We start from the raw sequence: 24,234 nt of genomic DNA on the forward strand, positions 1-24,234 counted from the left end.
ATGACCACGCGTCACTTCGACCGGTACGCGCTCACGATCTCGAAGATTTGTAGACGTTGACCCCGAGTTCGCGAATCTTCTTGCGCAGCGTGTTGCGATTCAAGCCCAGCAATTCGGCCGCCTTGATCTGGTTGCCGCGCGTTGCCGTCATGGAAGCCAGCACCAACGGATATTCGACCTCGGAAAGGATGCGCTGATAGAGGCCGGCCGGTGGCAATTCGCCGGCGAAAGAGGCAAAATAGCGCTGCAGGAAGTGCTCCACCGCCTGGCCGATGGACAGATCGTCCGGGATCAGGTTGCCGCCGCCGGGAACGACCGGCCTTTCGCCTGTCTTCAGCTCGGCTTCGATGATCTCGGCGGATATTTCGTCCTGCGAGTAGAGCGCGGCAAGCCGGCGCACCAGGTTTTCCAATTCGCGCACATTGCCCGGCCAGGGATAGCGCTTCATCAATTCGATGCCGCCGGTCGAAATGCGCTTGGTCTGTAAGCCTTCGCTGGCGCCGATCTTGAAGAAATGCCGCACCAGATCGGGAATGTCCTCCGACCTCTCACGCAAGCCCGGCAGCCGCAGCGGCACGACGTTCAGGCGATAGAACAGATCCTCGCGGAAAAGCCCCTGGTTGATCAGCGTGCGCAGATCCTTGTTGGTGGCGGCGACGATACGCACGTCCGTCTTGATCGGCGTACGCCCGCCGACCGTGGTGTATTCGCCCTGCTGCAGCACGCGCAGCAGCCGCGTCTGCGCCTCCATCGGCATGTCGCCGATCTCGTCGAGGAACAGCGTGCCGCCCTCGGCCTGCTCGAAACGGCCGGTCGAGCGGTTCTGCGCGCCGGTGAAGGCGCCCTTCTCGTGACCGAACAGTTCCGATTCGATCAAATCGCGCGGGATCGCCGCCATGTTGATGGCGACGAACGGACCGCCGCGGCGACGGCCGTATTCATGCAGGGCGCGCGCCACCAGTTCCTTGCCGGTGCCGGACTCGCCCGAGATCATGACCGTCAAATCGGTCTGCATCATACGCGCCAGCATGCGGTAGATGTCCTGCATGGCGGCCGAGCGGCCGACCAGCGGCATGGCGTCAGGCTGTTCGTCCGGCCGCGTATCGATTTTCGGCCGCCGCGGCTCGGACAGCGCCCGGTTGACGATGCTGAGCAGCTCGGTCAGGTCGAACGGCTTCGGCAGGTACTCGTAAGCTCCTGTTTCGGAAGCTCGAATCGCGGTCATGAAGGTGTTCTGCGCGCTCATCACGATGACCGGAAGTTCCGGTCGCGCCTTCTTGATGCGCGGCAGCATGTCGAAGGCGTTTTCGTCCGGCATGACCACGTCGGTGATGACCAGATCGCCCTCGCCGGCCGCCACCCAGCGCCATAACGTCGAGGCGTTGGAGGTGACGCGCACCTCATGGCCGACGCGCGACAGCGCCTGGTTGAGCACGGTGCGGATGGCCGCATCGTCGTCGGCGACGAGAATATTGCCGCGAACCGTCATTTGCGGTCTCCTTCGCCTTCATCTGCAGTGTCGTTCGGTGCTTCTTTCCAGGCCGGCATCAGGATGCGGAAGGTGGTGCCGCGCGGCGTCGAATCGCATTCGATGATGCCGCCATGCTCGCCGACGATTTTCGCCACCAGCGCCAGCCCGAGCCCCGAGCCGTTCGGCTTGGTGGTGATGAACGGGTCGAATAGGATCGGCAGGATGTCTTCCGAAACACCCGACCCATTGTCGCGCACGCAGAACTCCAGCGGCAGCGAAACACGGTCCTGCGTTCCCGGGACGGAAACGCGAATGCCCGGCCTGAACGCGGTCGACAGCACGATCTCGCCCTGCGGGTCGCCGCCGATGGCCTCGGCAGCGTTCTTGACCAGGTTGAGAAACACCTGGATCAGCTGGTCGCGGTTGGCAAAAACCGGAGGCAATGATGGATCATAGTCCTCCAATATCCTGATTCTTTTGGCAAAACCGTTCTTGGCGATCGCCTTCACATGGTCCAGCACGACATGGATGTTGACGGGGTAGCGGTCGATCGGCCGCTCGTCGGAAAACACCTCCATGCGGTCGACCAGCGACACGATGCGGTCGGTCTCGTCGGTGATAAGCCGGGTCAGCGCGCGATCCTCGTCGGAAGCCGACAGTTCGAGCAGCTGCGCCGCACCGCGTATGCCCGATAGCGGATTCTTGATCTCGTGCGCCAGCATGGCGGCAAGGCCGGTGACCGAACGTGCAGCACCCCGATGCGTCATCTGCCGGTCGATCTTGTCGGCCATCGAGCGCTCCTGGAACATCACCACGATCGAGCCCGGGAATTCCGGCACCGGGGCAACGTAGAGATCGACGACCTTCTCGATGCCGAGACGTGGCGACGACACGTCGACACGGTATTCATTGACCGGCGCGCGGCGTTCGCGCACCTGGTCGACCAGTTGTAACAGCGGGCTGCCGAACGGGATGAGCTTGGACAGCGTGTTGCGCGCCAGCATGGTAGCGCTGGAGCGGAAGAAATCTTCCGCATCGGCATTGGCGTAGGTGATGAACCCGTCGGGATCGACCATGATCACCGGACGGCGGATGGTGTTGAGCACGATATGGGCGGCATCCGCCATCTCGGTGCCCGGTGCAGCAGGCGCGTTCATGCGGCTCTCCGCAGGGGCGCGGCTTCGCCTTCGCCGGAAAACACCTCACGCAGCAGGGCAATGACGCGGGCAGGCTCGAACGAGGTGAGGATGGCTTTGCGGCGGTCGTCAGTGACGCCGGCGGCGTGGCGGTCAAGATACCAGCCGAGATGCTTGCGCGCCTGGCGCAGGCCGCTTTCAACGCCGTAAAGCGTCAGCATGTCCTCGTAATGGGCGGCAATGTAGTCGGCCATGGCTTTCGGGCTTTCCGGCACGCCGGAGGGCGCGTCGCCCGCAGCCGTCGCCGCGATGCGGCCCGCCGTCCACGGCGCGCCGTAATGCGCCCGGCCGATCATCACCGCATCGGCGCCCGACTGTTCGAGGATTTCGGCAGCCTCTTCCGGCGAGCCGACATCGCCATTGGCGACGACTGGGATCGAAACGGCGTCCTTGATTCGGGCGATCGCACCCCAATCGGCCTTGCCTTGATAGAACTGGCAGCGCGTGCGGCCGTGCACCGTCACCATTTTGACGCCGGCCTCTTCAGCACGGCACGCCAGAGCCGGCGCGTTCAGCGCATTCTCGTCCCAGCCGAGCCGCATCTTGACCGTGACCGGCACCTGCACCGCGCCGACCACCGCCTCGATCAACGACAGCGCGTGGTCGAGATCGCGCATCAGCGCCGAACCGGCATAGCCTCCGGTCACCTTCTTGGCCGGGCAGCCCATATTGATGTCGATGATGTCGGCGCCCTCGCCGGCAGCGATGCGCGCCCCCTCGGCCATGTGCACAGCCTCGCGACCGGCAAGCTGAACCATATGGACAGGCAGCCCGGAATGACGGATGCGCAGGTCGCAGCCGGCCCTGCCCTTGGCAAGCTCGCCGCTCGCCACCATTTCCGACACGACCAGGCCTGCGCCATGCGCGTAGGCGCGCTGCCGGAACGGCTCGTCCGTTATTCCCGACATCGGCGCAAGGAACACGCGGTTGCGGATCGTCACGCCGCCGACATCGAGCGGCAAAGCCAATTTAGTTACTTCAGGCATGCACAAAAACCAAGCATATCGGATTGCTGCACATTCTCTAGCCATAAGAAAGGCATTGTGCAACGCGCAATGACGTCACATTGCGGCGCCTTTGGGAAAATGCTGGCCTTCGGCTTTTACCCCGACTACCACCAATCGCAATGACAGACACAAGTGAAAATCGGGCTCTGGGCGACGACGGCAAGGTCGGCGTGGTCATCGTCGCCGCCGGCCGCGGCGCGCGCGCCGGACAGGCCGACGGGCCGAAACAGTATCAGCGCATCGGCGGCCGCGCCGTCATCGCGCGCACGCTGGAGACATTCCTCGCACATCCGGCGATCGGCCCCGTCGTCGTCGCCATCCACGCCGATGACCGCGCGCTTTTCGACAAGGCAGCCGGCGCGCATGGCGAGCGGATCATCGCCGTAGTCGGCGGCGAGTCACGCCAAAGTTCGGTTCGGCTGGGACTGCTCGAACTGAGGGGCCACGCGCCCGGCCGTGTCCTGGTGCACGATGCAGTGCGGCCGTTTGTCGATGCGGCTCTCATCGACCGTACCATCGCGGCCATTGGCGAGCGCCAGGGTGCGCTGCCAGCGCTGCCCGTCGCCGATACGCTGAAGCGCGAATCGGCCACCGGTATGATCGAGGAGACGGTGCCGAGGGCGGGCCTTCATGCTGCACAAACGCCGCAAGGCTTTCCGTTCTGGCCGCTGCTCGCGGCGCACGAAAAGGCCCATCATCTCGGCAAGACGGATTTCACCGACGATGCCGCGATCGCCGAATGGGCGCATATTCCGGTCAAAATCGTCCAGGGGTCGCCGGACAATGTCAAACTCACCTGGGCAAGGGATATTGCGATGGCCGATCAGCGGCTTACCGGCGAACGTTTTCCCGACATCCGCACCGGCAACGGCTATGACGTGCATGCCTTCGAGCCTGGCGACCATGTCACCTTGTGCGGCGTCGCCATTCCGCACGGCAAAAAGCTGTCGGGACATTCGGATGCCGATGTCGGCCTGCACGCGCTGACCGACGCGCTGCTTGCCACCTGCGGCGCCGGCGACATCGGCACGCATTTCCCGCCCTCCGATCCGCAATGGAAGGGAGCGGCTTCAAAAATTTTCGTCGAACATGCGGCGAAACTGGTGCGCGCGCGCGGCGGCCGCATCGCCAATGCCGACATCACGCTGATCTGCGAAGCGCCGCGCGTCGGTCCGCATCGCGAGGCCATGACGAAAGCGCTGTCGGCAATGCTGGGCATTTCCGGCGATCGCATCTCGATCAAGGCGACCACCAACGAAAAACTCGGCTTCGTCGGCCGCGAGGAAGGCATTGCCGCCATCGCCACCGCCAGCGTCGTCTTCCCCGGGGACGTGCCGGCATGAGCAACAGCGATCTCGCCAACGCCCTGCTCCAGGCCTGCCAGCAGCGCGGCATCATGTTGGCGACCGCCGAAAGCTGCACCGGCGGCATGATCATTGCCGCCCTCACCGACATTGCCGGCTCGTCGGCCGTCGTCGACCGCGGCCTCATCACCTATTCCAACGAAGCCAAGATGGAGATGCTCGGCGTCTCGGCGGCCACACTTCAAGCGCACGGCGCCGTCTCGCGCGAAACGGTTCTGGAGATGACTGCGGGTGCGCTGGCGCGTTCGCGCGCCGGGCTGGCGCTTGCCGTCACGGGCATAGCCGGCCCGGGCGGCGGCTCGCCGGAAAAGCCGGTCGGTCTGGTCTGGTTCGGGGTGGCGCTCAGGGGTGGGCCGGTGGCTGCAGAGCTCAATATGTTTGCCGATAATGGCCGCGACTTCATCCGCCGCGAGACGGTCAGGCATGCGCTGGAGATCGGCCTGCGTGCGCTCGGCGACACTCACGAGATTGGCGTCGTTCCGTAGATGACGTCGGCGCGCTTCTCGAACGCTTCGGAAAACATGCGGAAGGCGCGGTCGAACATGGTACCCATCAGTGCACCGAGAATGCGGCTCTTGAACTCGTAGTCGATGAAGAAATGAACCTCGCAGCCGCCGTCGGCCGGATCGAAGCGCCAGAGATTGCTGAGATATTTGAACGGCCCATCGATGTATTTGACGTCGATGGTGTTCTCGTCCGGCTTCAACAGTACCTGCGTCGTAAAGGTCTCGCGGATCGCCTTGTAGCCGATGCTCATATCGGCAACGAGAATGGTGCGGCCGTCACGCTCCTTGCGTGAGCGCACCGTCAGCGCCTCGCACAGCGGCAGAAATTCAGGATAGGTCTCGATATCGGCGACCAGCGCAAACATCTGCTCCGGCGTGTGGGCAACGCGGCGAGTGGCTTCGAATTTCGGCATTAATGCATGTCGCTCAAAAGTGGCCCCGGTTTTGAGAAAACGACATGCATCACTTAAAGCAGGATTAGCTGGCTTTTTTGAGCTGCGCCTCGCGCGCCGCCCGCAACCTGGCGAAATCGTCGCCAGCGTGATGCGAGGAACGCGTCAGCGGGCTCGACGCCACCAGCAGGAAACCCTTGGTCTTGCCGATCGTCGCGAAGGAGTTGAACTCCTCCGGCGTGACGAAGCGGATCACCGGGTGGTGCTTCTTCGACGGTTGCAGATACTGGCCGATGGTCATGAAGTCGACATTGGCCGAGCGAAGATCGTCCATCAGCTGCAGGATCTCGTTCCGCTCCTCGCCAAGGCCAACCATGATGCCGGACTTGGTGAAGATCGACGGGTCGAGCTCCTTGACCCTCTGCAAGAGCCGGATCGAGTGGAAATAGCGGGCACCCGGCCGCACCGTCAGATAGTTCGACGGCACGGTTTCGAGATTGTGGTTGAAGACATCGGGCTTGGCCGCCACCACAATCTCTAGGGCGCCGTCCTTGCGAAGGAAGTCGGGCGTCAGGATTTCGATCGTGGTCAAGGGCGTTGCCGCGCGGATGGCGCGGATGACCTCGGCGAAATGCTGCGCGCCGCCATCGGCAAGATCGTCGCGGTCGACCGAGGTGATGACGACATGGGTCAGCCCCATCTGCTTGACGGCATGCGCGACGCGCGCCGGCTCATCAGCGTCGAGCGCGGTCGGAATGCCGGTGGCGACATTGCAGAAGGCACAGGCGCGCGTGCAGATCTCGCCCATGATCATGAAGGTGGCGTGCTTCTTTTCCCAGCACTCGCCGATATTGGGGCAGCCGGCCTCTTCGCACACCGTGACCAGCTTGTGCGACTTCACGATTTCGCGGGTTTCGGCATAGCCCTTGGACACCGGCGCCTTGACGCGGATCCAGTCGGGCTTGCGCAGCACCTCCTGGTCGGGCTTGTGCGCCTTTTCGGGATGCCGCAGGCGCGGCGCATTGGCGATCGTGTCGAGAACAGTGACCATCTCAAACCTGACTTGTTGGCGTCCGCCCGTCGGCAATCGCCTTTAGAACGTCATCTAAGGCTTTTCGGGGCAAAGAAAAAGGCCGCCGCAGCGCATGCCGCCACAGCCTTTTTCGCATAGCAGTTCTCTAGCGGCGAATGATCCGCCCGGCAAAGATCAGCAGGCAGGCGCCGATGAAGCCGGTGATCAGATAAGCGAGCCAGCCGACGCCGAAGGGCTCGATGTTGAGAGCCCTGAGAATGGCGTTGAGCACCACCGCGCCGACAATGCCCATAATGATGTTCATCAAGATGCCGGTGTTGCTCTTCATGACCATCTCGGCCAGCCACCCGGCCAGGCCGCCGATGATGATGGCTGCAACCCAGCCCACGCCATTCACGTCCATATGCCAACTCCTCCAGTGTCAGATGAAAATGCATCCGGAAACGAACTACCTTGCCGCAAGGTTCCTCCGGCGCATGCGTCTGAGTCTCGCGGCAGCAATTTATCATGCGTTGAGCGCGCGCCCATAGGCGTCGAGCACGCTTTCCTTCATCATTTCCGACAGCGTCGGATGCGGGAAGATGGTGTGCATCAGCTCTTCTTCCGTCGTTTCCAGGTTCATCGCCACGACAAAACCCTGGATCAGTTCGGTCACTTCGGCGCCCACCATATGCGCACCGAGCAACTGGCCAGTCTTCTTGTCGAAGATGGTTTTGATGAAACCCTGGTCCTCGCCAAGCGCGATCGCCTTGCCGTTGGCGCCGAACTGGAAGCGGCCGACACGGATGTCCTTGCCTTCGGCCTTGGCCTTCGCTTCGGTCAGACCGACCGAGGCGACCTGCGGGTTGCAGTAGGTGCAGCCCGGGATCTTCAGCTTGTCTGTCGCATGCACGCCAGGGAAGTTTGCGATCTTTTCGATGCAGACCACGCCTTCATGCTCGGCCTTGTGGGCAAGCATCGGCGGTCCGGCGACATCGCCGATGGCGTAAATCCCGGGAACATTGGTCTTGCCGTAACCGTCGACGACGACACAGCCGCGGTCAGTCTTCACACCGAGCGTCTCGAGCCCGAGATTCTCGATATTGCCCTGCACGCCGACGGCCGAGATCATGCGGTCGGCGGTGATCTTCTCGACCTTGCCGTCCTTCATCTCGACATGCGCGGTGACGGAGTTCGCACCTTTCTCGACCTTGGTCACCTTGGCTTCGAGGATGATCTTCATGCCTTGCTTCTCGAACTGCTTCTGCGCGAATTTCGAGACCTCGGCATCCTCGACCGGCATCACCGCCGGCAACAGCTCGACCACCGTCACCTCGGCGCCCATGGTGCGATAGAAGGAGGCGAATTCGATGCCGATGGCGCCGGAGCCCATCACCAGCAGCGACTTCGGCATTTCCTTCGGCACCATCGCCTCGAAATACGTCCAGATCAGTTTGCCGTCTGGCTCGATGCCGGGCAGCGCGCGCGGCCGGGCGCCGGTGGCGAGGATGATGTGCTTGGCGGTGTAGGTGCCCTCGCCTTTGACGCCCTTCGGCACCGGCGGCTGCGGCTCCATCGGCTTCTTGACCGTCTTGGAGACGACGATCTCGCCGGGCTTGGAGAGCTTTGCCTCGCCCCAGATGACGTCGACCTTGTTCTTCTTCATCAGGAAGGCGACGCCGCCATTCAGTCGCAGCGACACTTTGCGCGAACGGTCGACCACGGCCGCGGTATCGGCGCTGACCTTGCCGCCTTCGAGTTTCAGGCCGTAGTCCTTGAGATGGTCCGAATAGTGCATGATCTCGGCCGAACGCAGCAGCGCCTTGGTCGGGATACAGCCCCAGTTGAGGCAGATGCCGCCGAGATGCTCGCGCTCGACGATCGCCGTCTTGAAGCCGAGCTGGGCGGAACGCACCGCCGTGACATAGCCGCCGGGACCGGAGCCGATGATGATAACGTCGTAGGATTCTGCCACGGGGTTTCTCCCTGATTGTCTTTGTCTAGAGTTCCAGCATCACGCGCACCAATGGCGCCAATGCCTCACCTATTGCGCGTGTTTTCCGCATCGAGATGGACACCGTCGAGCGGCGTGGTCGTGGCCACGGTGCCGGCATCGAAAAAGCCGCAGCCGGCCTCGTCGGCAAGCGCGGAATATTGCGGCGCCAGCCGCTTCGAGGCCTCATCGCCCCCGGCAAACATTTCCTTGAATTCGGCATTGTCCGTGCGGCTGACCGCCGGCGGCGCCACGAGCAGGATCTGCGGCGCTGCCCAGTCGAACGGATAGTCATGGCCGCGCACGATGTCGATCAAGCGCTGCATGCCTTGCTTGGCCGCCACCGGATTGCCGTGGATCCAAGGCTTCATGTCATTGGCGCCGAGCATGATGACAATCAGGTCGATCGGCGCATGGCTGGTCAGTATTGTCGGCAAAAGCCTCGCGCCATTGCGGTCGGCTCCGGCCAGGTGGTCGTCGAAGGCTGTGGTGCGGCCGTTGAGGCCCTCGGCGATGACTTCGATATCATCGTCGTCCAGCACCGCCTTGAGCACGCTCGGCCAGCGGTCTTCCAGGGCATGGCGACCGAGGCTCGCCGCATCATAGCCCCAGGTCAGGGAATCGCCGTAGCAGAGGATCGTCTTCATGCACTTGCCTCCGCCTTAAGCCCGCGCCGCACGCGCCATCTCACGAACAACCACTGCACCAGCACGGTAGCGATGCCAGGCAAAACCAGGCCGGCGCCAAAGCGAAAATCGCCTGACCACTGGGCTTTTCCCGGCGGCTGCGAGAAGGTCCAGGCAATCAGGCCAATCCCGATGATCACGAAGAAGGCCACCGCAACAAGCGCCGTGAGATTTACCGCCCTTTGCGGATCCGACATGAACTGGGCGATCAAGAACACGACCGTCAGGACGATGGCGACCAGCGCCGACAGCATGAAGACAAGGATGTATTCCGAGTCCGCATTGGTGGCGATTGCGAGCCACATCGCCACCAGCCCGCCGGCCAGGCCGGAAAGGATCAGGGCAAAAAGGCTGGTGAAGAATTTCCGCACCGCCCTTTTCCCTTCCTAGACCAGCATGCCCATCGGGTTTTCGATCATGCGCTTGAAGGCGACCAGGAGTTCGGCGCCGAGCGCACCGTCGACGGCGCGGTGATCGGTCGATAGCGTCACCGACATGACGTTGGCGATCTTGATCTCGCCGTTCTTGACCACGGCGCGCTGCTCGCCGGCACCCACCGCCAGGATCGTCGCGTGCGGCGGGTTGATGACGGCGGCAAAGTCCTTGATGCCGAACATGCCGAGATTGGAGACAGCCGTGGTGCCGCCCTGATACTCCTCGGGCTTCAGCTTGCGGCTGCGCGCACGGCTCGCCAGATCCTTCATCTCGTTGGAGATGGTGGACAGCGTCTTTTCGTCGGCATGCCTGATGATCGGCGTGATCAGGCCGCCGGGGATCGACACGGCGACGCCGACATCGGCATGCTTGTGCTTGACCATGGCGGTATCGGTCCAGGATGCGTTCGCATCCGGCACCGCCATCAGCGCCATCGCCATCGCCTTGATCACCATGTCGTTAACCGAGAGCTTGTAGACAGGCGCCTCGCCCTTGTCGGTCTTCTTCGTCGGAGCAGCGGCATTCAACTGCGTGCGCAGCGCCAAGAGCGCATCAAGCTCGCAGTCGAGCGTCAGGTAGAAATGCGGAATGGTCGACTTGGCCTCGACCAGCCGGCGCGCGATGGTCTTGCGCATATTGTCGTGCGGGACGAGCTCGTATGAGCCTTCGGCGAACAGCTTCAGCACCTGCTCGTCCGACATCGCCTTGGGTGCGGCAGCAGGAGCGGCAGGCGCCGGAGCGCCGGCAGGTGCTGCTTTCGCGGCAGGTGCAGCCTTGGCGCCGCCACCGGCAATCGCTGCCTCGACATCGGCCTTGACGACGCGGCCATGCGGGCCGGTGCCGGTCACGGCGGACACATCGACGCCGGCATCCTTGGCGATGCGCCGAGCCAGCGGCGAGGCGAAAGTACGCTCGCCTGCGGCGTGACCGTTAGCAACTGGCGCGGCTTCTGCTTTCGTCGGCGCAGGCGCCGCGGCAGCGGCTGCCGGCTTCGGCACTTCGGCCTTTGGCGCATCGGCTTTCGGAGCCTCAGCCTTGGGCGCGGCATCGTCGCCACCCTTCGCCGCAGCCCCGGCATCCTCGCCTTCGCCGGCCAGAATGGCGATCAGCGCATTGACCTTGACGCCTTCGGTGCCGGCCGGAACGACTAGCTTGGCGACCGTGCCCTCGTCGACCGCCTCGACTTCCATCGTCGCCTTGTCGGTCTCGATCTCGGCGATCACGTCGCCCGGCGAAACCTTGTCGCCTTCCTTGACCAACCACTTGGAAAGATTGCCCTCTTCCATCGTGGGCGAGAGCGCCGGCATAGTGATGTTGATTGGCATGATGTCCTCCCGACCGGCTCAGCGATACGTGACGGCTTTGACCGCCTCGATGACCTCGCCGACATTGGGCAGGGCCAGCTTTTCGAGGTTCGCCGCATAGGGCATCGGCACGTCCTTGCCGGCGATGGTGATGACCGGCGCGTCGAGGAAATCGAAGGCGCGCTGCGACACCTGGTTGGCGATGTGGTCGCCGACCGAGCTCTGCGGGAAACCTTCTTCCACCACGATCAGGCGATTGGTCTTCTTCACCGAGGCGATCACGGTGTCGAGGTCAAGCGGACGGATGGACCTAAGATCGATGATCTCGGCATCGATGCCCATCCCGCGCAGTTCGGCTTCGGCCTTGATCGCGTAGGTCATGCCGATGCCGAACGACACGATGGTGACGTCCTTGCCCTGCTTGTGGATGCGCGCCTTGCCGATCGGCAGCACGAAATCGTCCAGCTTCGGAACGTCGAAGGACTGGCCGTAGAGGATTTCGTTTTCGAGGAAGATGACTGGGTTCGGATCGCGGATCGCCGCCTTGAGCAGGCCCTTGGCGTCCGCCGCCGTATACGGCATCACCACTTTCAGGCCGGGGATATGGCTGTACCAGGCGGCGTAGCACTGCGAGTGCTGGGCGCCGACGCGGGCGGCGGCCCCGTTCGGTCCGCGGAAGACAATCGGCGCGCCCATCTGGCCACCCGACATATAGAGCGTCTTGGCCGCGGAGTTGATGATCTGGTCGATCGCCTGCATGGCGAAGTTGAAGGTCATGAACTCGACGATCGGCTTCAGGCCGGCCATTGCCGCACCTACGCCGACGCCGGCAAAACCGTGTTCGGTGATCGGCGCGTCGACGACGCGGCGCGGCCCGAATTCCTGCAGCAGGCCTTGCGTGATCTTGTATGCGCCCTGGTATTCGGCGACCTCCTCGCCCATGACGAAGACATCACCGTCGCGGCGCATTTCTTCGGCCATGGCATCGCGCAAGGCTTCGCGCACCGTGGTCGAAACCATCTCGGTGCCCGCGGGAATATCCGGATCGGCGGCGACTTCTGTTTTCGGTGCCGCCGCGACAGGTGTCGCGGCCTCGCTCTTGGCCGCGGCAGGCGCCGGCGCGGGTGCGGCTACTTCAGCCTTGGCGGGCTCCTCGCCGATGCCTTCGCCGGCCGTGTCGACATCTTCGCCGTCGACCGCAAGCACGGCGATCACCGCGTTGACCTTGACGCCTTCGGTGCCGGCCGGAACCACGATCTTGGCCAGCGTGCCTTCGTCGACGGCCTCGACTTCCATCGTCGCCTTGTCGGTCTCGATCTCGGCGATGACGTCGCCGGCGACGACCTTGTCGCCCTCGTTCTTCAACCACTTGGAAAGATTGCCCTCTTCCATGGTCGGCGAGAGAGCGGGCATGAGAATTTCGATCGGCATGTCCTTGCCCTCCCGTTACAATACGATGTCAGTCCAGAGCTCGGACGGATCCGGCTCGGCGTCGTGCTGGGCGAATTCGGCGGCGTCGGCGACGATGTCGCGAACCTCCTTGTCGATATTCTTGAGCTCGTCCTCGCTTGCCCACTTCTTGGCCGTCAGCCGCGCCTTGACCTGCTCGATCGGATCATGATCCGAGCGCATCTTCTGCACTTCTTCCTTCGAGCGGTATTTTGCCGGGTCCGACATCGAGTGGCCGCGATAGCGATAGGTCTGCATTTCGAGGATGATCGGCCCGTTGCCGGCACGGCACCATTCGGTCGCCTGATCGCCGGCGGATTTGACCGCACGCACATCCATGCCGTCGACCTGAATGCCAGGGATCTTGAACGAGGCGCCGCGGTGCGAAAAATTGGTTTCGGCCGACGAGCGCGACACCGACGTGCCCATCGCGTAGCGATTGTTCTCGATGATGTAGATCACCGGCAGCTTCCACAGCGAGGCCATGTTGAAGCTTTCATAGACCTGGCCCTGGTTGGCCGCGCCGTCGCCGAAATAGGTCAGCGACACATTGTTGTTGTCGCGGTAGCGGTTGGCGAAGGCGAGGCCCGTGCCGAGCGACACCTGCGCGCCGACAATGCCGTGGCCGCCGTAAAAATGCTTCTCCTTGGAGAACATGTGCATGGAGCCGCCCTTGCCCCTCGACAGGCCGCCGCGGCGACCGGTCAGCTCGGCCATGACGCCGCGCGGCGAAAGCTCCATCGCCAGCATGTGGCCGTGGTCGCGATAGGCGGTGATCATCTGGTCGCCGTCGATCAGCGCCATCTTCATGCCGGTGACGACCGCTTCCTGACCGATATAGAGGTGACAGAAGCCGCCGATGAAGCCCATGCCGTAGAGCTGGCCGGCCTTTTCCTCGAAGCGGCGGATGAGCAGCATGTGCCGGTAGGCTGCAAGCTCCTCGTCCTTGGTGAATTCGGCTGGTTTGGGGGCGGAAAGCCCCGTGGATTTGGCGGATGTCGATTTGACGGATTTGGCAGGCGCTTTTTTGGCGGCGGTGGCCATGCATCACTCCCTGTTGGCGTCTCTTTGCGGACACGAGAGCAGCACGAAAATCTGCTCCGAGGGAGATCAGCTCTCCCCACCGATTTGAAAGAGGCTAACACGCGAGAAAGCGTTTCGCCATGCTGAAAAATGCATGGCTGTCATGCGTCTAAGCGATTAAAATCATTGGAAATAACAGTGATTAACTTAATTCAGGTTATTTCGAGTTAGTCGGCAGCATGATGGTAATTTCATCCGCCTGGGACAGATTGAGCGCCCTGCGCGCCTGCTCGTCAAGCATATCCTTCTCAAGCGTGCCCTCATGCATCAGCTGGACACGCCGCTCCAGATCGACCCGGCGCGCCTTGATGGCATCGTACTTGGCCTGCAATTCGACGGTCTGCGCTTCGAGCTGGTATTTGGAATAGATGCCGAACTCGCCATGATAGGCATGGAAGCCGAAATAGGTCAGGAACGCCACGCAAAGCGACGGGATGATCAGCCGGCCGGTGTTTCTCTGCTTGTGCTGGCGTGTCCACATGGTCGCAATCCTTTGACCTCCTTATCTCGCCCGATTGTGCTTAATGGACGGTTACGGACCCTGGGATTTTGCGAGCGGCAAATGACCCACCCGGCAGGTTGCGTCCACCTCGTCGATTTTTTCTTCTCCATCCTTTGCGGTCGCAGCTTGCATGCGCGAAAAGCAGTTGACGTTCTCCTGAAGTAATATATGCATACGCTATGCAATTGTTAGACGCCAACAAACTCGGCGCGCTCGGCGCCGTGATTCGCGACAGGACGGAAGCGTCCTTGAGAGAGCTTTCACCGAGCGCGGCGGCGGTGCTGTCGATGCTGCACTTCAAACCGGGGTTGACGACGACGGAACTCGCCGAGGTCGTCGGCGTCAGTCAACCGACTGCCGTGCGTTTGATCGACGGGCTGGAACGGCAGGCGCTGATAGGACGCGGCAAACCGGAGGGTCGTGTCACTCCGCTGACGCTGACGCAGACTGGCCACGCACAGGTAAGGGAAATGCAAGCTCTCCGGCTCGCCGCGCTCGACGGATTGCTGTCTGTGCTGCAACCGGGTGAGCGGCGGCGCTTTGTTTCCATGCTGGACGAGATTCTTGCGGGCGCGACTACTTCCCGTCGTTTCGCGAGAACAACCTGTCGCCTCTGCGAGCATGATCTTTGCGGACCCAAAATTTGCCCGATCGGCTGCCGAGCGGCTGAGATCGAGAGGAAGGAGAGCGAGCAATGATCATTTCCTATGCGGGGCATTCGCCCGCCATCGATCCCAATGCTTGGGCCGCTCCGGATGCCACAATATCCGGCGATGTCGTCATTGGCGCCGGCAGCCGGGTCATGCATGGCGCCCGCCTTGTGGCGGAGTCTGGCGGATCGATCCGCATTGGCCGCAACTGTATCGTGTTGGAAAATGCGGTGATCCGGGCCACGGCAAGTCATCCTTGTACTATCGGGAATTATTGCCTCGTAGGCCCCAACAGCCACATGGTTGGCGCAGAGGTCGGCGATGAAGTTTTTATCGCTACAGGTGCGGCGGTTTTCCATGGTGCGCACATAGGGCGCGGATCGGAAGTCCGCATCAATGGCATCGTTCACCTGCGCACCCGCCTCGAACCTGGCACGGTCGTACCGATCGGCTGGATTGCCGTGGGCGATCCTGCTCAGCTCCTGCCTCCGGACCAGCATGAGGCCATCTGGTCTCACCAGAAACCGCTCGATTTCCCAGGCTTCGTCTACGGTGTCGACCGAAACTTGCCGGATGTAATGCAGAAAATCACTGCAAATCTCTCGGTGGCGCTAGGCGTACATCGCACGGGAAACGCTTGAGCGCTTTCCGCCGCAGCAGAAAGCGTTCCGATTCAAGCTCACTGGTGCATGTCGCCCAAATCTTGCCCAAGGGCCTGACCGAGGACGCGCAGATCAGCTTTTCACCACCGACTTGCCGGCGTAACGCGCCTGCTTGCCGAGCTCTTCCTCGATACGGATCAGCTGGTTGTACTTGGCCATGCGGTCTGAGCGCGACAGCGAACCGGTCTTGATCTGCCCGCAATTGGTGGCGACGGCGAGATCGGCGATGGTCGAATCCTCGGTCTCACCCGAGCGATGCGACATCACAGCGGTATAGCCGGCCTTGTGCGCGGTCTCGACGGCGTCGAGCGTCTCGGTCAGCGAGCCGATCTGGTTGACCTTGACCAGGATCGAATTGGCAACGCCCATGCGGATGCCGTCGCGCAGACGCGCCGTGTTGGTGACGAACAAATCGTCGCCGACCAGCTGCGTCTTCTTGCCGATCAGATCGGTCAGATACTTCCAGCCTTCCCAGTCGTCCTCTGCCAGGCCGTCCTCGATCGAGATGATCGGATAGTCGGCGGCAAGCTTGGCCAGATACTTGGCCTGGGCCTTGGGATCGCGGGTCTTCTTCTCGCCTTCATAGACGTAATTGCCGTCCTTGAAGAATTCGGTCGCCGCGCAATCGAGGCCGAGCGCGATCTCTTCGCCCGGCTTGAAGCCGGCCTTCTCGATCGATTCCATGATGAAATCGAGCGCCACCGGCGCGCTCTTCAGGTTCGGGGCAAAACCGCCTTCGTCGCCCACATTGGTGTTGTGGCCGGCGTCCTTGAGCTTCTTCCTCAGCGTGTGGAAGATTTCTGAACCCCAGCGCACGCCTTCGCGCAGCGTCGGCGCGCCTACCGGCAGGATCATGAATTCCTGGAAATCGATCGGGTTGTCGGCATGCGCGCCGCCATTGATGATGTTCATCATCGGCACCGGCAGCAGATGGGCCTTGGTGCCGCCGACATAGCGGTAGAGCGGCAGGCCGGCGGCTTCCGCGGCCGCCTTGGCCACAGCCAGCGACACGCCAAGAATGGCGTTGGCGCCGAGCCGGCTCTTGTTGGGGGTGCCGTCAAGCTCGATCATGGTCTGGTCGATGTGGATCTGGTTTTCGGCTTCCATGCCGCCGATCGCCTCGAACAGCTCGCCATTGACGGCCTCGACTGCCTTGAGCACGCCCTTGCCGAGATAGCGGGCGCCGCCGTCGCGCAGTTCGACGGCTTCATGGGCGCCGGTCGAGGCGCCGGACGGCACTGCGGCGCGGCCCATCGAGCCGTCTTCGAGAACGACGTCGACCTCGACGGTCGGATTTCCACGGCTATCCAGGATTTCACGCCCGATAATGTCGATGATGGCGGTCATTGAGATGTCCCCGATTGATCGATAAAGCGTCGCGCCCCTCTTAGCCAAAGTGCCGCAAAAGGCAATCGGGGCGCTTGCAAATAGTGCCGCGTCAGCAATTCACGAAGCGCAAATTTCTGTCATCATAATTCATGCGTGGCGTGGCGGCTTCTGGTTTATGGTTACACCCGCGCGGGGCGAAACAGGAGGAGTTTCGCCATGTCTGAGTTGAGCGGTATCGTGAGTTTGTTCTTGATCGCGGCGGCGTTCCTGACGTCATGCGACAACCAGCAGCCGCCAAAGGCCGCAACGCAGTTGTCGACCCTTTACGCCGCAGAATAGGAACCCATCCCGTCCCATTGAAAAGGCCCCCGGTTTCGGGGGCCTTTTCACGTCAGGCGTCGGCGCGCCGGATCAATGCCAATAGGGCGTGACCTTGTAGTAGTCATAGGAAGCGTCACGTGCGGCCTCGCCATCGGCGCCGGCCAGTTCATTGATCGAATAGGACGGAGCCGCTTTCAGCTGGTCCTTGGAAAACGGCACGACATAGCCGCCCTTATCCTCGTCATAGTCGAGGCTTGCCCACGGAATGGCGTGATATTTCTCACCAATACCAAGAAAACCGCCGAAGCCAATCACCGCGAACATGATGCCGTTCGACGTCTTGTCGAGCATGACGTCCTGGATGCTGCCGATGCTCTTGCCTTCGGCGTTGTAGACCGACGTGCCGATGACGCGCGAAGCGGCGATGGCTTCGGTGTGGCCTGTCTGAGTGGTCATGTCTGATGCTCCTCTTTGTCGTTGGTCGTGCTTTGACAATGAGGGGCGCGGGCGAAAGTTCCCGACTTTTTTGAAACGTTGGACGGTCACTCCGCGAGGATGAACGTGACCTTCATGTTGACGCGATAGGCCGCGATCTTGCCGTCCTCGACGACGATCTTCTGGTCCTGGATCCAGGCGCCTTCGACGTTCTTCAGGGTCTTTGCGGCGCGCGCAATTCCCTTCTCGATGGCATCCTGAAAGCTCGTTTTCGAAGACGGTGTGATTTCGGTGACGCGGGCGACAGACATGGCTTCCTCCTGCCAAGGCGCTCATTTGCAAGGAGGAGCCTACAGCCGGCCTTTGTCGACTACAAGCTGGCCATCACGGTGGCCAGTCAGGCAGCGTTCTTGGCGATGCGGTCAAACGCCATCAGTCTTTCGAGCAAGGCCGGCATGTCCTTCAGCGGCAGCATGTTCGGACCGTCTGAGGAGGTCGAATTGTCCGGATCCTGGTGGGTCTCGATGAAGACGCCGGCGACGCCGACGGCAACGGCAGCGCGGGCAAGTGTTTCGACGAAGCGGCGCTCACCGCCGGAAGAACCGCCCTGCCCGCCCGGTTGCTGCACCGAATGGGTGGCGTCGAAAATCACCGGCGCGCCGATCTCGGCCATCACGGGCAAAGCCCGCATGTCCGACACCAGCGTGTTGTAGCCGAAGGAAGCGCCACGCTCGGTGGTGAGCACATTGGCGTTGCCGGAGCCGGTGATCTTGGCGACGACGTTCTTCATGTCCCAGGGCGCCAGGAACTGGCCCTTCTTGACGTTGATCACCTTGCCCGTCTTGGCGGCCGCCACCAGCATGTCGGTCTGGCGCGACAGGAAGGCCGGGATCTGCAGCACATCGACATGCGGCGCGACGATCGCGCACTGCTCCTCGGTGTGGACGTCGGTCAGGATGGGAAGCGAAAATTCCTTGCGCAACTCGTCGAAGACCGGAAGTGCGGCATCCATTCCTGCGCCGCGCGTTGCCGAGAGTGAGGTGCGGTTGGCCTTGTCGTAGCTGGTCTTGTAGACGAGGCCGATGCCGAGCTTGCCGGTCAGTTCCTTCAGCGCGCCGGCCATGTCAAAGGCGTGCTGGCGCGATTCGAATTGGCATGGGCCGGCAATCAGCGCCAGAGCCGCATTGTTGTCGAAGACGACGTTGCCGACGGTTACCGCCGAATTGGGCGCCAGGGGCTTGCTCATGTGATCTCCCGGAAGATGAAAGCCGCGCCCTGCCCGGATGCCGGCTGCACGACAATTTCGTTGCCCGCTATATCGTGCTCGATGGAGTTGTGTGCAAGCAGGCTTGCCGTGGCATCGGCACTGCGGACCGAAAAGACGATCGCCGCGAAGCGAAGATCGCTCGGCTCACCAACTGCAAGGCGGAAGCGCAAGGTAAAGGCTCGGGGGTCAAGCACCGTCAGGGTTGCATTCGGCAGGTCGAACGTTGCGCTCTGCTCCAAACCCGTCGCCGCCGAAATCAGGTTGCGCTGTTCGGACGGCGCGTCGCTGACGGCGACGATTTCGGGAATGCCGGTCACGCCATTGCCATGGGCTTGCAGCGCCCTGCGATCGATATCAGGCGCATTGATCCGCTCGACGGCAAACAGAAAAGCGTCCGTCGATCCAACGCTGGAAGCGAAAGCCAGCTTGAACGACGCCATATCGCTCTTCCCGGCGGCGTCGGTGAAGGCGCGGGAAAAACTCAACACGTCTCCGGCCGACAGGCCGGCTTTGACAAAGCGCGCATGATCCGCGTCGGCGTTGCCGGTGCCCAGCGCCACGGCGGAAAATCCCTCGTCGCCCAAGCTGGCACGGTAGAGGCGATCACGCGAGACAAAGACATTGCCGTCGGCAATCGCGCGCGCTGCCGTCTGTTCGTCGCCGATCGCCAGCGGTTCGAGATAGGTGCCGTCGGCGAAGAAGACGCAGCAATTTTCGGTGCCGAAGGGGTGTATGCCGGTTGGCGCGACGATGAAGCCAAGCGACGTCAGCCGCACCCGCGCCACGGCGAGGCTCGCCGTCGGCAGCACCAGATGGTCAAGCGGGTAGGTTGTACGGGTCATGCCGGCGCGGTGTGCATCATTCCGGAAATTGGTTCAAGCGTTTCCGCCGGTGGCGCCCGGATCGCGGCGGAGTCCGCCCATGATGAAACATGCGATTCGCACAGCCCAATGTATGAATTCCGCTTGTGAAAAACGGGTGAGGTTTCCTGCCGGACTGATCAGGCCACCGCCACGACATCGGCCGAATAGCGCAATTCGCGCAATGGTTTGACCCGGCTGGTTGTCTCCGCATAGAGCGGGTGCGCCTTGTAGGCGGCCAAGGCCGCCTCGTCCTCGAACTCGGCATAGACGACCACGTCGATCGCGTCCGACAGCGGGTCGACCTTGGTGTTGAGCGTCACCTCGAACAGGTTTGAATGCGGAATATTGCCCAGGTTGAGCAAGCCCTTGCGCACAGCCTCGACATCGTCCTTGCGCCGCGCGCTGAAGAAAACGATATGCCGGATCACGCCTGCCTCCACGTTCGATTTGCCGGCATGTTTTGTGTGAGCGGAACCGTCGCGTCAACCGCCACGATGTCGCGCCCGGCAGCGCCGGGAGGCGACTTTGCAGAGGCGCAAAACTAGCCCCCGCCGGTGACGTAGCGCACGATGCGCGACATCTCCCTGACCGTCGTGTCGAGATAGCGGCCCTGATTATAGAGGCCGTCCCAGATCAGGAAAAAGGCGATGGCCATGATGACGACGACGTAACGCATGACTGAAGCTAACGTATGTGGCTGTTCGGAACCATAGTGATTTAGCCGAGGGCCGCGCTCTCCCGCGGATTGTGGCCTCAGGCCGGCGACCTGGGTCAGTGCCGCGCAAAGCTTGCCTCTTGAAGTTTCGGCCAATGCCATGGAAGATTGTGGCGAAAATTCACGCAGGCAGCGGCGTCCGCGCCTGCGAATGAAATGTGGAGGATGTGGAGGCCGGCAGATCGTGCGCCGTCCCCGCGGAAGTCCAGGGGGATGTGGGATGGCTGCTAGGGAACACAAGGGCGTCGGCGACGCCATCAGACTGGACGAGCTCAACTTCGCCGAGATCGTCAAAGGCTTGCCGGCCAAGGCGCGCATGGTGCTGTCGGCGGCGATGAAACTGCCGCGCGGCTCGCTCAAGGTAAGGATGCCGGACGGCCGCGCCGTTCTTGTCGGTGGCAATGCGCCCGGCCCCGACGCCGAACTGGTGTTGAAGAACTGGCGCCTGCCCGGCCGCGCCTTTTCCGGGGGCACCATTGGCGTTGCCGAATCCTACATGGACGGCGACTGGGAAAGCCCTGACGTGACCAGCTTTCTCGAACTGTTCGTCGTCAACTCGGCCATCGGCGAACGCGTCGCCGGCGGCGCCAACTGGCTCATCAACACCGTCCAGCGCATCCGCCACTGGTTCAACGAAAACACCCGCACCGGATCGAAGCGCAACATTTCGGCGCATTACGATCTCGGCAATGCCTTCTACAAGCAATGGCTCGATCCCAGCATGACCTATTCGTCGGCGCTCTATGCCACCGGCGCCAACGATTTGGAAAGCGCGCAGGCCGCCAAATATCGCGCTTTGGCCAAGGACACCGGCATCGGCAAAAAGGACCATGTGCTGGAGATCGGCTGCGGCTGGGGCGGTTTTGCCGAATTTGCCGCGCGCGAGATCGGCTGTCGCGTCACCGGCTTGACCATCAGCCGCGAACAGCACGACTTTGCCAAGGAGCGCATCCAGAAGGCGGGACTGTCTGATAAGGTCGACATCAAGCTGCAGGATTACCGCGACGAAACAGGCACTTACGACCGCATCGCGTCGATCGAGATGTTCGAGGCGGTCGGTGAAAAATACTGGCCGGTGTTTTTCGGCAAGATGAAGGCCTGCCTGAGACCCGGCGGCACCGCCGGCCTGCAGATCATCACCATCAACGAGGCCGCCTACGACACCTATCGCGCGCGGCCGGATTTCATCCAGCGCTATGTTTTCCCGGGCGGCATGCTGCCGACGCCGTCGATCCTGAAGTCGCTGGGCAAAGACCATGGTCTCGCCCATCTGCGCGAGCGCGTCTTTCCGGACGACTATGCTCGCACGCTGGCCGAATGGCGCAACCGCTTCTGGCAGTCGTGGGAAAAGATCATCCCGCTCGGCTTCGACGACCGCTTCAAGAAGCTCTGGGAGTTTTATCTCCACTATTGCGAAGCCGGCTTCAGAGCCAGCTACATCGACGTGCGCCAGGTGGTCTACAGGGCGTAGTGCGAGCGGGTATTTGCCCGCCCGTTTCCTCAAAGCAGGATGCGATATTTCGCAAACCCGGCTTCGCCCTCGCCGACCGGCTCGATCTTGAGCGATTTCACCCCTGAAATAAAATCCTTCGCCTTGGGACCGGTCTCGAACAAGACGCTGGTTCCGGGCAGCGGCGTGAACGACCAATTGTCGTCGGCCGACGGATTGATCGTGCCCTCGCTGACGACATAGCGCACGATCACATCGCGGTTGGTGTCCGGCGCTTCGTAGATGATCTTCGAGGCGTTGATGTCTGGGAAATTGCCGCCACCGCCAGCGCGGTAATTGTTGGTGGCGACGACGAATTTCGCTGCTGGATCAATGGGCTTGCCATCGAAGCTGAGGTCGACGATGCGGCTGGAGCCGGCATTGGTGACGCCACCCTTGGCATCGTATTTCGGCGGCTGCGACAGGTCTATCTTATAGCTGACGCCGTCGATCACATCGAAATTGTAGGACGGGAATTCGGTGTCGATCAGCGCTTGGTCGGTCTTCCCGGCCTCTATCTTCTTGAAAATGCCGGCCGACATTTCCAGCCATTCCTTGACCTGCGCCCCGGTGATCTCAACCGCCCGCACCGTATTCGGATAGAGATAGAGATCGGCGACGTTCTTGATGGCGATGTCGCCCACCGGCACGTCGGTGTAGTAGTCGGCCCCGTTGCGCCCGCCGGCCTTGAAGGGCGCTGCCGCCGACAGCAGCGGCACATCCTTCCACTGCGTGCTCTTCAGAATGTCCTTGAGATACCAGCTCTGCGCCTGGTTGACGATCTGCACCGACGGATCGTCGGCCACCAGCGCGAAATAGGAATAGAGCGGCGCCGAGGTCTTGCCGACCGGACGGCGGACATAGGCAAGTGTCGCCTGATGGTCCGCCTTCAGCGCATCGACGATGCGCTGGTCGTCCGCGACCGTCGGCTTGTTCACCTTGTCGACGCGTTCGTAGATCGGCCGTGCCTCCGAGGTCGCCGAGACCACGCGCCATTTCGATCCGTCGCGTTCCAGAAGCAGGTCGATCAGGCCCATATGCGAACCCCAGAAGCCGCCCATCACCGCCGGTTTGCCTTGCAGCGTGCCCTTCTCCGTGTCGACCCCATCAAGCGCCTGAAAATCCTTCTTGCCGGGGAAGACGAGATGCTGATGGCCGGTGAACACGGCATCGATGCCCTCGACGCCGGCAACGAAGAACGAGGCGTTCTCCATTCCGTCGCCTTGCTTGATATCGATGCCGGAATGCGAGAGTGCAATCACAATGTCGGCGCCATCCTCCTTGATCTGCGGCACCCAGGCCTTGGCCGCCTCGACAATGTCGCGCGTCCGGACATTTCCTTCCAGGTTCTTCAGGTCCCAGACCATGATCTGCGGCGGCACGAAACCGATAATGCCTATTCTGATCGGCTGCTCTGCGCCCGACCCGTCCTTGATCTTCTTGTCCAGGATAACGTACGGCTTGAGATAGAGCTTGTCGTCGCGCGGGCTGGCGGCGAACTCGGTGCCGCGGATCAGATTGGCGCAGACGAACGGAAAATTGGCCCCGGCCAGAACCTTGTCGAGGAACGACAGGCCGTAATTGAACTCGTGGTTGCCGAGCGTCGAACATTCATAGCCTAGCAGGTTCATGCCCTTCATGATCGGATGCAGGTCGCCGTCCTTCAGTCCCGTCTCGTAGGCGATGTAGTCGCCCATCGGATTGCCCTGCAAAAGGTCGCCATTGTCGATCAGCATCGCATTGGTGGCTTCCCGGCGCACCGCAGCGATCAGCGAGGCCGTCCGCGACAGGCCCATCGTGTCGTTCGCTTTGTCGGCGTAGTAATCGTACGGCAAAACATTCACGTGGATGTCCGTCGTCTCCATGATCCTCAGATGCGCCTGATTGGCCTCAGCGCGGGCGGAAAACGGATGCAGCATGATCAGCGCTCCGCTGGCAGCGGCGCCGGCAAGAAAACCGCGACGGGAGACGGGGTGGAGTAAAGGCGACATTGGTTTTCCTTCCCAGCGACGTGAACATCCCAGCCCCGCCGAAACCTTCGCGCCGAAAACTGGCCATGTCCATCGGGAAGTCAGTCGATCAGCAAAAGGTGACGGCTGGATG

26 protein-coding genes and 1 pseudogene are annotated in these 24,234 nt (G+C 62.2%); 6 read left to right on the plus strand and 21 right to left on the minus strand.

Translation table 11 applies throughout. The features are described from left to right. Nucleotides 1-31: 31 nt before the first annotated feature. From ntrC to dusB, 3 genes are read right to left on the minus strand one after another with little or no spacing between them, the layout of a single operon-like run. Nucleotides 32-1,489 (minus strand): nitrogen regulation protein NR(I), encoded by a 1,458-nt coding sequence (ntrC, locus tag ACYHH6_RS22855; RefSeq protein ID WP_112561769.1) that lies wholly within the window; start codon nucleotides 1,487-1,489, stop codon nucleotides 32-34. Then, the gene (locus ACYHH6_RS22860) at nucleotides 1,486-2,628 is read right to left on the minus strand and encodes a two-component system sensor histidine kinase NtrB (RefSeq protein WP_112561770.1); all 1,143 of its coding nucleotides are present in this window, start codon (nucleotides 2,626-2,628) and stop codon (nucleotides 1,486-1,488) included. The genes ntrC and ACYHH6_RS22860 overlap by 4 nt, the downstream gene beginning before the upstream one ends. Further along, complete coding sequence (gene dusB / locus ACYHH6_RS22865) at nucleotides 2,625-3,653, minus strand: tRNA dihydrouridine synthase DusB (RefSeq protein WP_352586029.1); 1,029 nt, start codon at nucleotides 3,651-3,653, stop codon at nucleotides 2,625-2,627. Before dusB ends, ACYHH6_RS22860 begins: the two co-directional genes overlap by 4 nt. Before the next feature lie 140 nt (nucleotides 3,654-3,793). Here dusB and ACYHH6_RS22870 point away from each other — a divergent pair, with 140 nt between their 5' ends. Next, nucleotides 3,794-5,017, plus strand: a complete 1,224-nt coding sequence (locus ACYHH6_RS22870) for a bifunctional 2-C-methyl-D-erythritol 4-phosphate cytidylyltransferase/2-C-methyl-D-erythritol 2,4-cyclodiphosphate synthase (RefSeq protein ID WP_352586028.1) — start codon at nucleotides 3,794-3,796, stop codon at nucleotides 5,015-5,017. Then, nucleotides 5,014-5,523, plus strand: a complete 510-nt coding sequence (locus ACYHH6_RS22875) for a CinA family protein (protein WP_352586027.1) — start codon at nucleotides 5,014-5,016, stop codon at nucleotides 5,521-5,523. Before ACYHH6_RS22870 ends, ACYHH6_RS22875 begins: the two co-directional genes overlap by 4 nt. Here ACYHH6_RS22875 and ACYHH6_RS22880 read toward each other — a convergent pair. The 10 genes and pseudogenes from ACYHH6_RS22880 to ACYHH6_RS22925 all read right to left on the minus strand — a co-directional run bounded on the left by ACYHH6_RS22880 (nucleotide 5,499) and on the right by ACYHH6_RS22925 (nucleotide 14,379). Continuing rightward, nucleotides 5,499-5,957 carry a type II toxin-antitoxin system RatA family toxin gene (locus tag ACYHH6_RS22880; RefSeq protein ID WP_112561774.1) on the minus strand — a complete coding sequence of 153 codons (459 nt, stop codon included), beginning with the start codon at nucleotides 5,955-5,957 and terminating at the stop codon, nucleotides 5,499-5,501. The two genes, ACYHH6_RS22875 and ACYHH6_RS22880, sit on opposite strands and share 25 nt — an antisense overlap. A 64-nt stretch (nucleotides 5,958-6,021) precedes the next feature. Next, nucleotides 6,022-6,987: a lipoyl synthase gene (gene lipA, locus ACYHH6_RS22885; RefSeq protein WP_352586026.1), complete on the minus strand. Its 966-nt coding sequence runs from the start codon at nucleotides 6,985-6,987 to the stop codon at nucleotides 6,022-6,024. Nucleotides 6,988-7,114: 127 nt separating this feature from the next. Further along, entirely contained in the window at nucleotides 7,115-7,372 is a 258-nt protein-coding gene (locus ACYHH6_RS22890) for a GlsB/YeaQ/YmgE family stress response membrane protein (protein WP_352586025.1), read from the minus strand. 102 nt (nucleotides 7,373-7,474) lie between these two features. After that, nucleotides 7,475-8,923, minus strand: coding sequence for a dihydrolipoyl dehydrogenase (gene lpdA / locus ACYHH6_RS22895; protein ID WP_352586024.1), 1,449 nt, complete (start codon nucleotides 8,921-8,923; stop codon nucleotides 7,475-7,477). 25 nt (nucleotides 8,924-8,948) lie between these two features. Beyond that, nucleotides 8,949-9,588 (minus strand): annotated as a pseudogene (locus ACYHH6_RS22900) (SGNH/GDSL hydrolase family protein). Continuing rightward, nucleotides 9,585-9,998, minus strand: coding sequence for a hypothetical protein (locus ACYHH6_RS22905; protein ID WP_352586023.1), 414 nt, complete (start codon nucleotides 9,996-9,998; stop codon nucleotides 9,585-9,587). Before ACYHH6_RS22905 ends, ACYHH6_RS22900 begins: the two are co-directional and overlap by 4 nt. A 15-nt stretch (nucleotides 9,999-10,013) precedes the next feature. Continuing rightward, a complete protein-coding gene (locus ACYHH6_RS22910) occupies nucleotides 10,014-11,387 on the minus strand; it encodes a pyruvate dehydrogenase complex dihydrolipoamide acetyltransferase (protein ID WP_352586022.1) in 1,374 nt (457 codons plus the stop codon). Between the two features lie 18 nt (nucleotides 11,388-11,405). Then, complete coding sequence (locus tag ACYHH6_RS22915; protein ID WP_352586021.1) at nucleotides 11,406-12,797, minus strand: pyruvate dehydrogenase complex E1 component subunit beta; 1,392 nt, start codon at nucleotides 12,795-12,797, stop codon at nucleotides 11,406-11,408. A 15-nt stretch (nucleotides 12,798-12,812) separates the two neighbouring features. Then, nucleotides 12,813-13,859, minus strand: a complete 1,047-nt coding sequence (pdhA, locus tag ACYHH6_RS22920; RefSeq protein ID WP_112561782.1) for a pyruvate dehydrogenase (acetyl-transferring) E1 component subunit alpha — start codon at nucleotides 13,857-13,859, stop codon at nucleotides 12,813-12,815. A gap of 196 nt (nucleotides 13,860-14,055) precedes the next feature. Then, a complete protein-coding gene (locus tag ACYHH6_RS22925) occupies nucleotides 14,056-14,379 on the minus strand; it encodes an FtsB family cell division protein (protein WP_352586020.1) in 324 nt (107 codons plus the stop codon). A gap of 200 nt (nucleotides 14,380-14,579) precedes the next feature. Between ACYHH6_RS22925 and ACYHH6_RS22930 the strand changes: the two genes are divergently transcribed. Together ACYHH6_RS22930 and ACYHH6_RS22935 are read left to right on the plus strand one after the other, a co-directional pair. Further along, nucleotides 14,580-15,098: a MarR family winged helix-turn-helix transcriptional regulator gene (locus ACYHH6_RS22930; protein WP_352586019.1), complete on the plus strand. Its 519-nt coding sequence runs from the start codon at nucleotides 14,580-14,582 to the stop codon at nucleotides 15,096-15,098. Further along, nucleotides 15,095-15,691: a gamma carbonic anhydrase family protein gene (locus ACYHH6_RS22935; protein WP_352586018.1), complete on the plus strand. Its 597-nt coding sequence runs from the start codon at nucleotides 15,095-15,097 to the stop codon at nucleotides 15,689-15,691. The genes ACYHH6_RS22930 and ACYHH6_RS22935 overlap by 4 nt, the downstream gene beginning before the upstream one ends. Nucleotides 15,692-15,784: 93 nt before the next feature. Here the strand turns inward: ACYHH6_RS22935 and eno are convergent, their stop codons facing one another. Next, nucleotides 15,785-17,059: a phosphopyruvate hydratase gene (eno, locus tag ACYHH6_RS22940; RefSeq protein ID WP_352586017.1), complete on the minus strand. Its 1,275-nt coding sequence runs from the start codon at nucleotides 17,057-17,059 to the stop codon at nucleotides 15,785-15,787. A gap of 198 nt (nucleotides 17,060-17,257) precedes the next feature. Between eno and ACYHH6_RS22945 the strand changes: the two genes are divergently transcribed. Continuing rightward, nucleotides 17,258-17,380 carry a hypothetical protein gene (locus ACYHH6_RS22945; protein ID WP_112561787.1) on the plus strand — a complete coding sequence of 41 codons (123 nt, stop codon included), beginning with the start codon at nucleotides 17,258-17,260 and terminating at the stop codon, nucleotides 17,378-17,380. 72 nt (nucleotides 17,381-17,452) lie between these two features. Here ACYHH6_RS22945 and ACYHH6_RS22950 read toward each other — a convergent pair whose 3' ends face one another. The 6 genes from ACYHH6_RS22950 to ACYHH6_RS22975 form a co-directional block, all read right to left on the minus strand. Further along, a complete protein-coding gene (locus ACYHH6_RS22950; RefSeq protein ID WP_352586016.1) occupies nucleotides 17,453-17,818 on the minus strand; it encodes a PRC-barrel domain-containing protein in 366 nt (121 codons plus the stop codon). An 86-nt stretch (nucleotides 17,819-17,904) separates the two neighbouring features. Then, on the minus strand, nucleotides 17,905-18,108 hold the full coding sequence (locus ACYHH6_RS22955; RefSeq protein ID WP_352586015.1) for a dodecin family protein: 204 nt from the start codon (nucleotides 18,106-18,108) through the stop codon (nucleotides 17,905-17,907). Nucleotides 18,109-18,194: 86 nt separating this feature from the next. Then, complete coding sequence (gene kdsA, locus ACYHH6_RS22960) at nucleotides 18,195-19,043, minus strand: 3-deoxy-8-phosphooctulonate synthase (protein WP_112562324.1); 849 nt, start codon at nucleotides 19,041-19,043, stop codon at nucleotides 18,195-18,197. Continuing rightward, entirely contained in the window at nucleotides 19,040-19,906 is an 867-nt protein-coding gene (locus ACYHH6_RS22965) for a VOC family protein (protein ID WP_352586014.1), read from the minus strand. Before ACYHH6_RS22965 ends, kdsA begins: the two co-directional genes overlap by 4 nt. Nucleotides 19,907-20,064: 158 nt before the next feature. Then, the gene (locus ACYHH6_RS22970) at nucleotides 20,065-20,355 is read right to left on the minus strand and encodes a Dabb family protein (RefSeq protein WP_352586013.1); all 291 of its coding nucleotides are present in this window, start codon (nucleotides 20,353-20,355) and stop codon (nucleotides 20,065-20,067) included. 113 nt (nucleotides 20,356-20,468) lie between these two features. Then, the gene (locus ACYHH6_RS22975) at nucleotides 20,469-20,603 is read right to left on the minus strand and encodes a hypothetical protein (RefSeq protein WP_281401903.1); all 135 of its coding nucleotides are present in this window, start codon (nucleotides 20,601-20,603) and stop codon (nucleotides 20,469-20,471) included. 259 nt (nucleotides 20,604-20,862) lie between these two features. Here ACYHH6_RS22975 and ACYHH6_RS22980 point away from each other — a divergent pair, with 259 nt between their 5' ends. After that, the gene (locus ACYHH6_RS22980; protein ID WP_352586012.1) at nucleotides 20,863-22,113 is read left to right on the plus strand and encodes a class I SAM-dependent methyltransferase; all 1,251 of its coding nucleotides are present in this window, start codon (nucleotides 20,863-20,865) and stop codon (nucleotides 22,111-22,113) included. A gap of 29 nt (nucleotides 22,114-22,142) precedes the next feature. Here ACYHH6_RS22980 and ACYHH6_RS22985 read toward each other — a convergent pair whose 3' ends face one another. After that, nucleotides 22,143-24,122 (minus strand): bifunctional 2',3'-cyclic-nucleotide 2'-phosphodiesterase/3'-nucleotidase, encoded by a 1,980-nt coding sequence (locus tag ACYHH6_RS22985; protein ID WP_352586011.1) that lies wholly within the window; start codon nucleotides 24,120-24,122, stop codon nucleotides 22,143-22,145. Nucleotides 24,123-24,234 lie beyond the last annotated feature (112 nt).

This window comes from Mesorhizobium sp. P171375, from assembly GCF_057786075.1.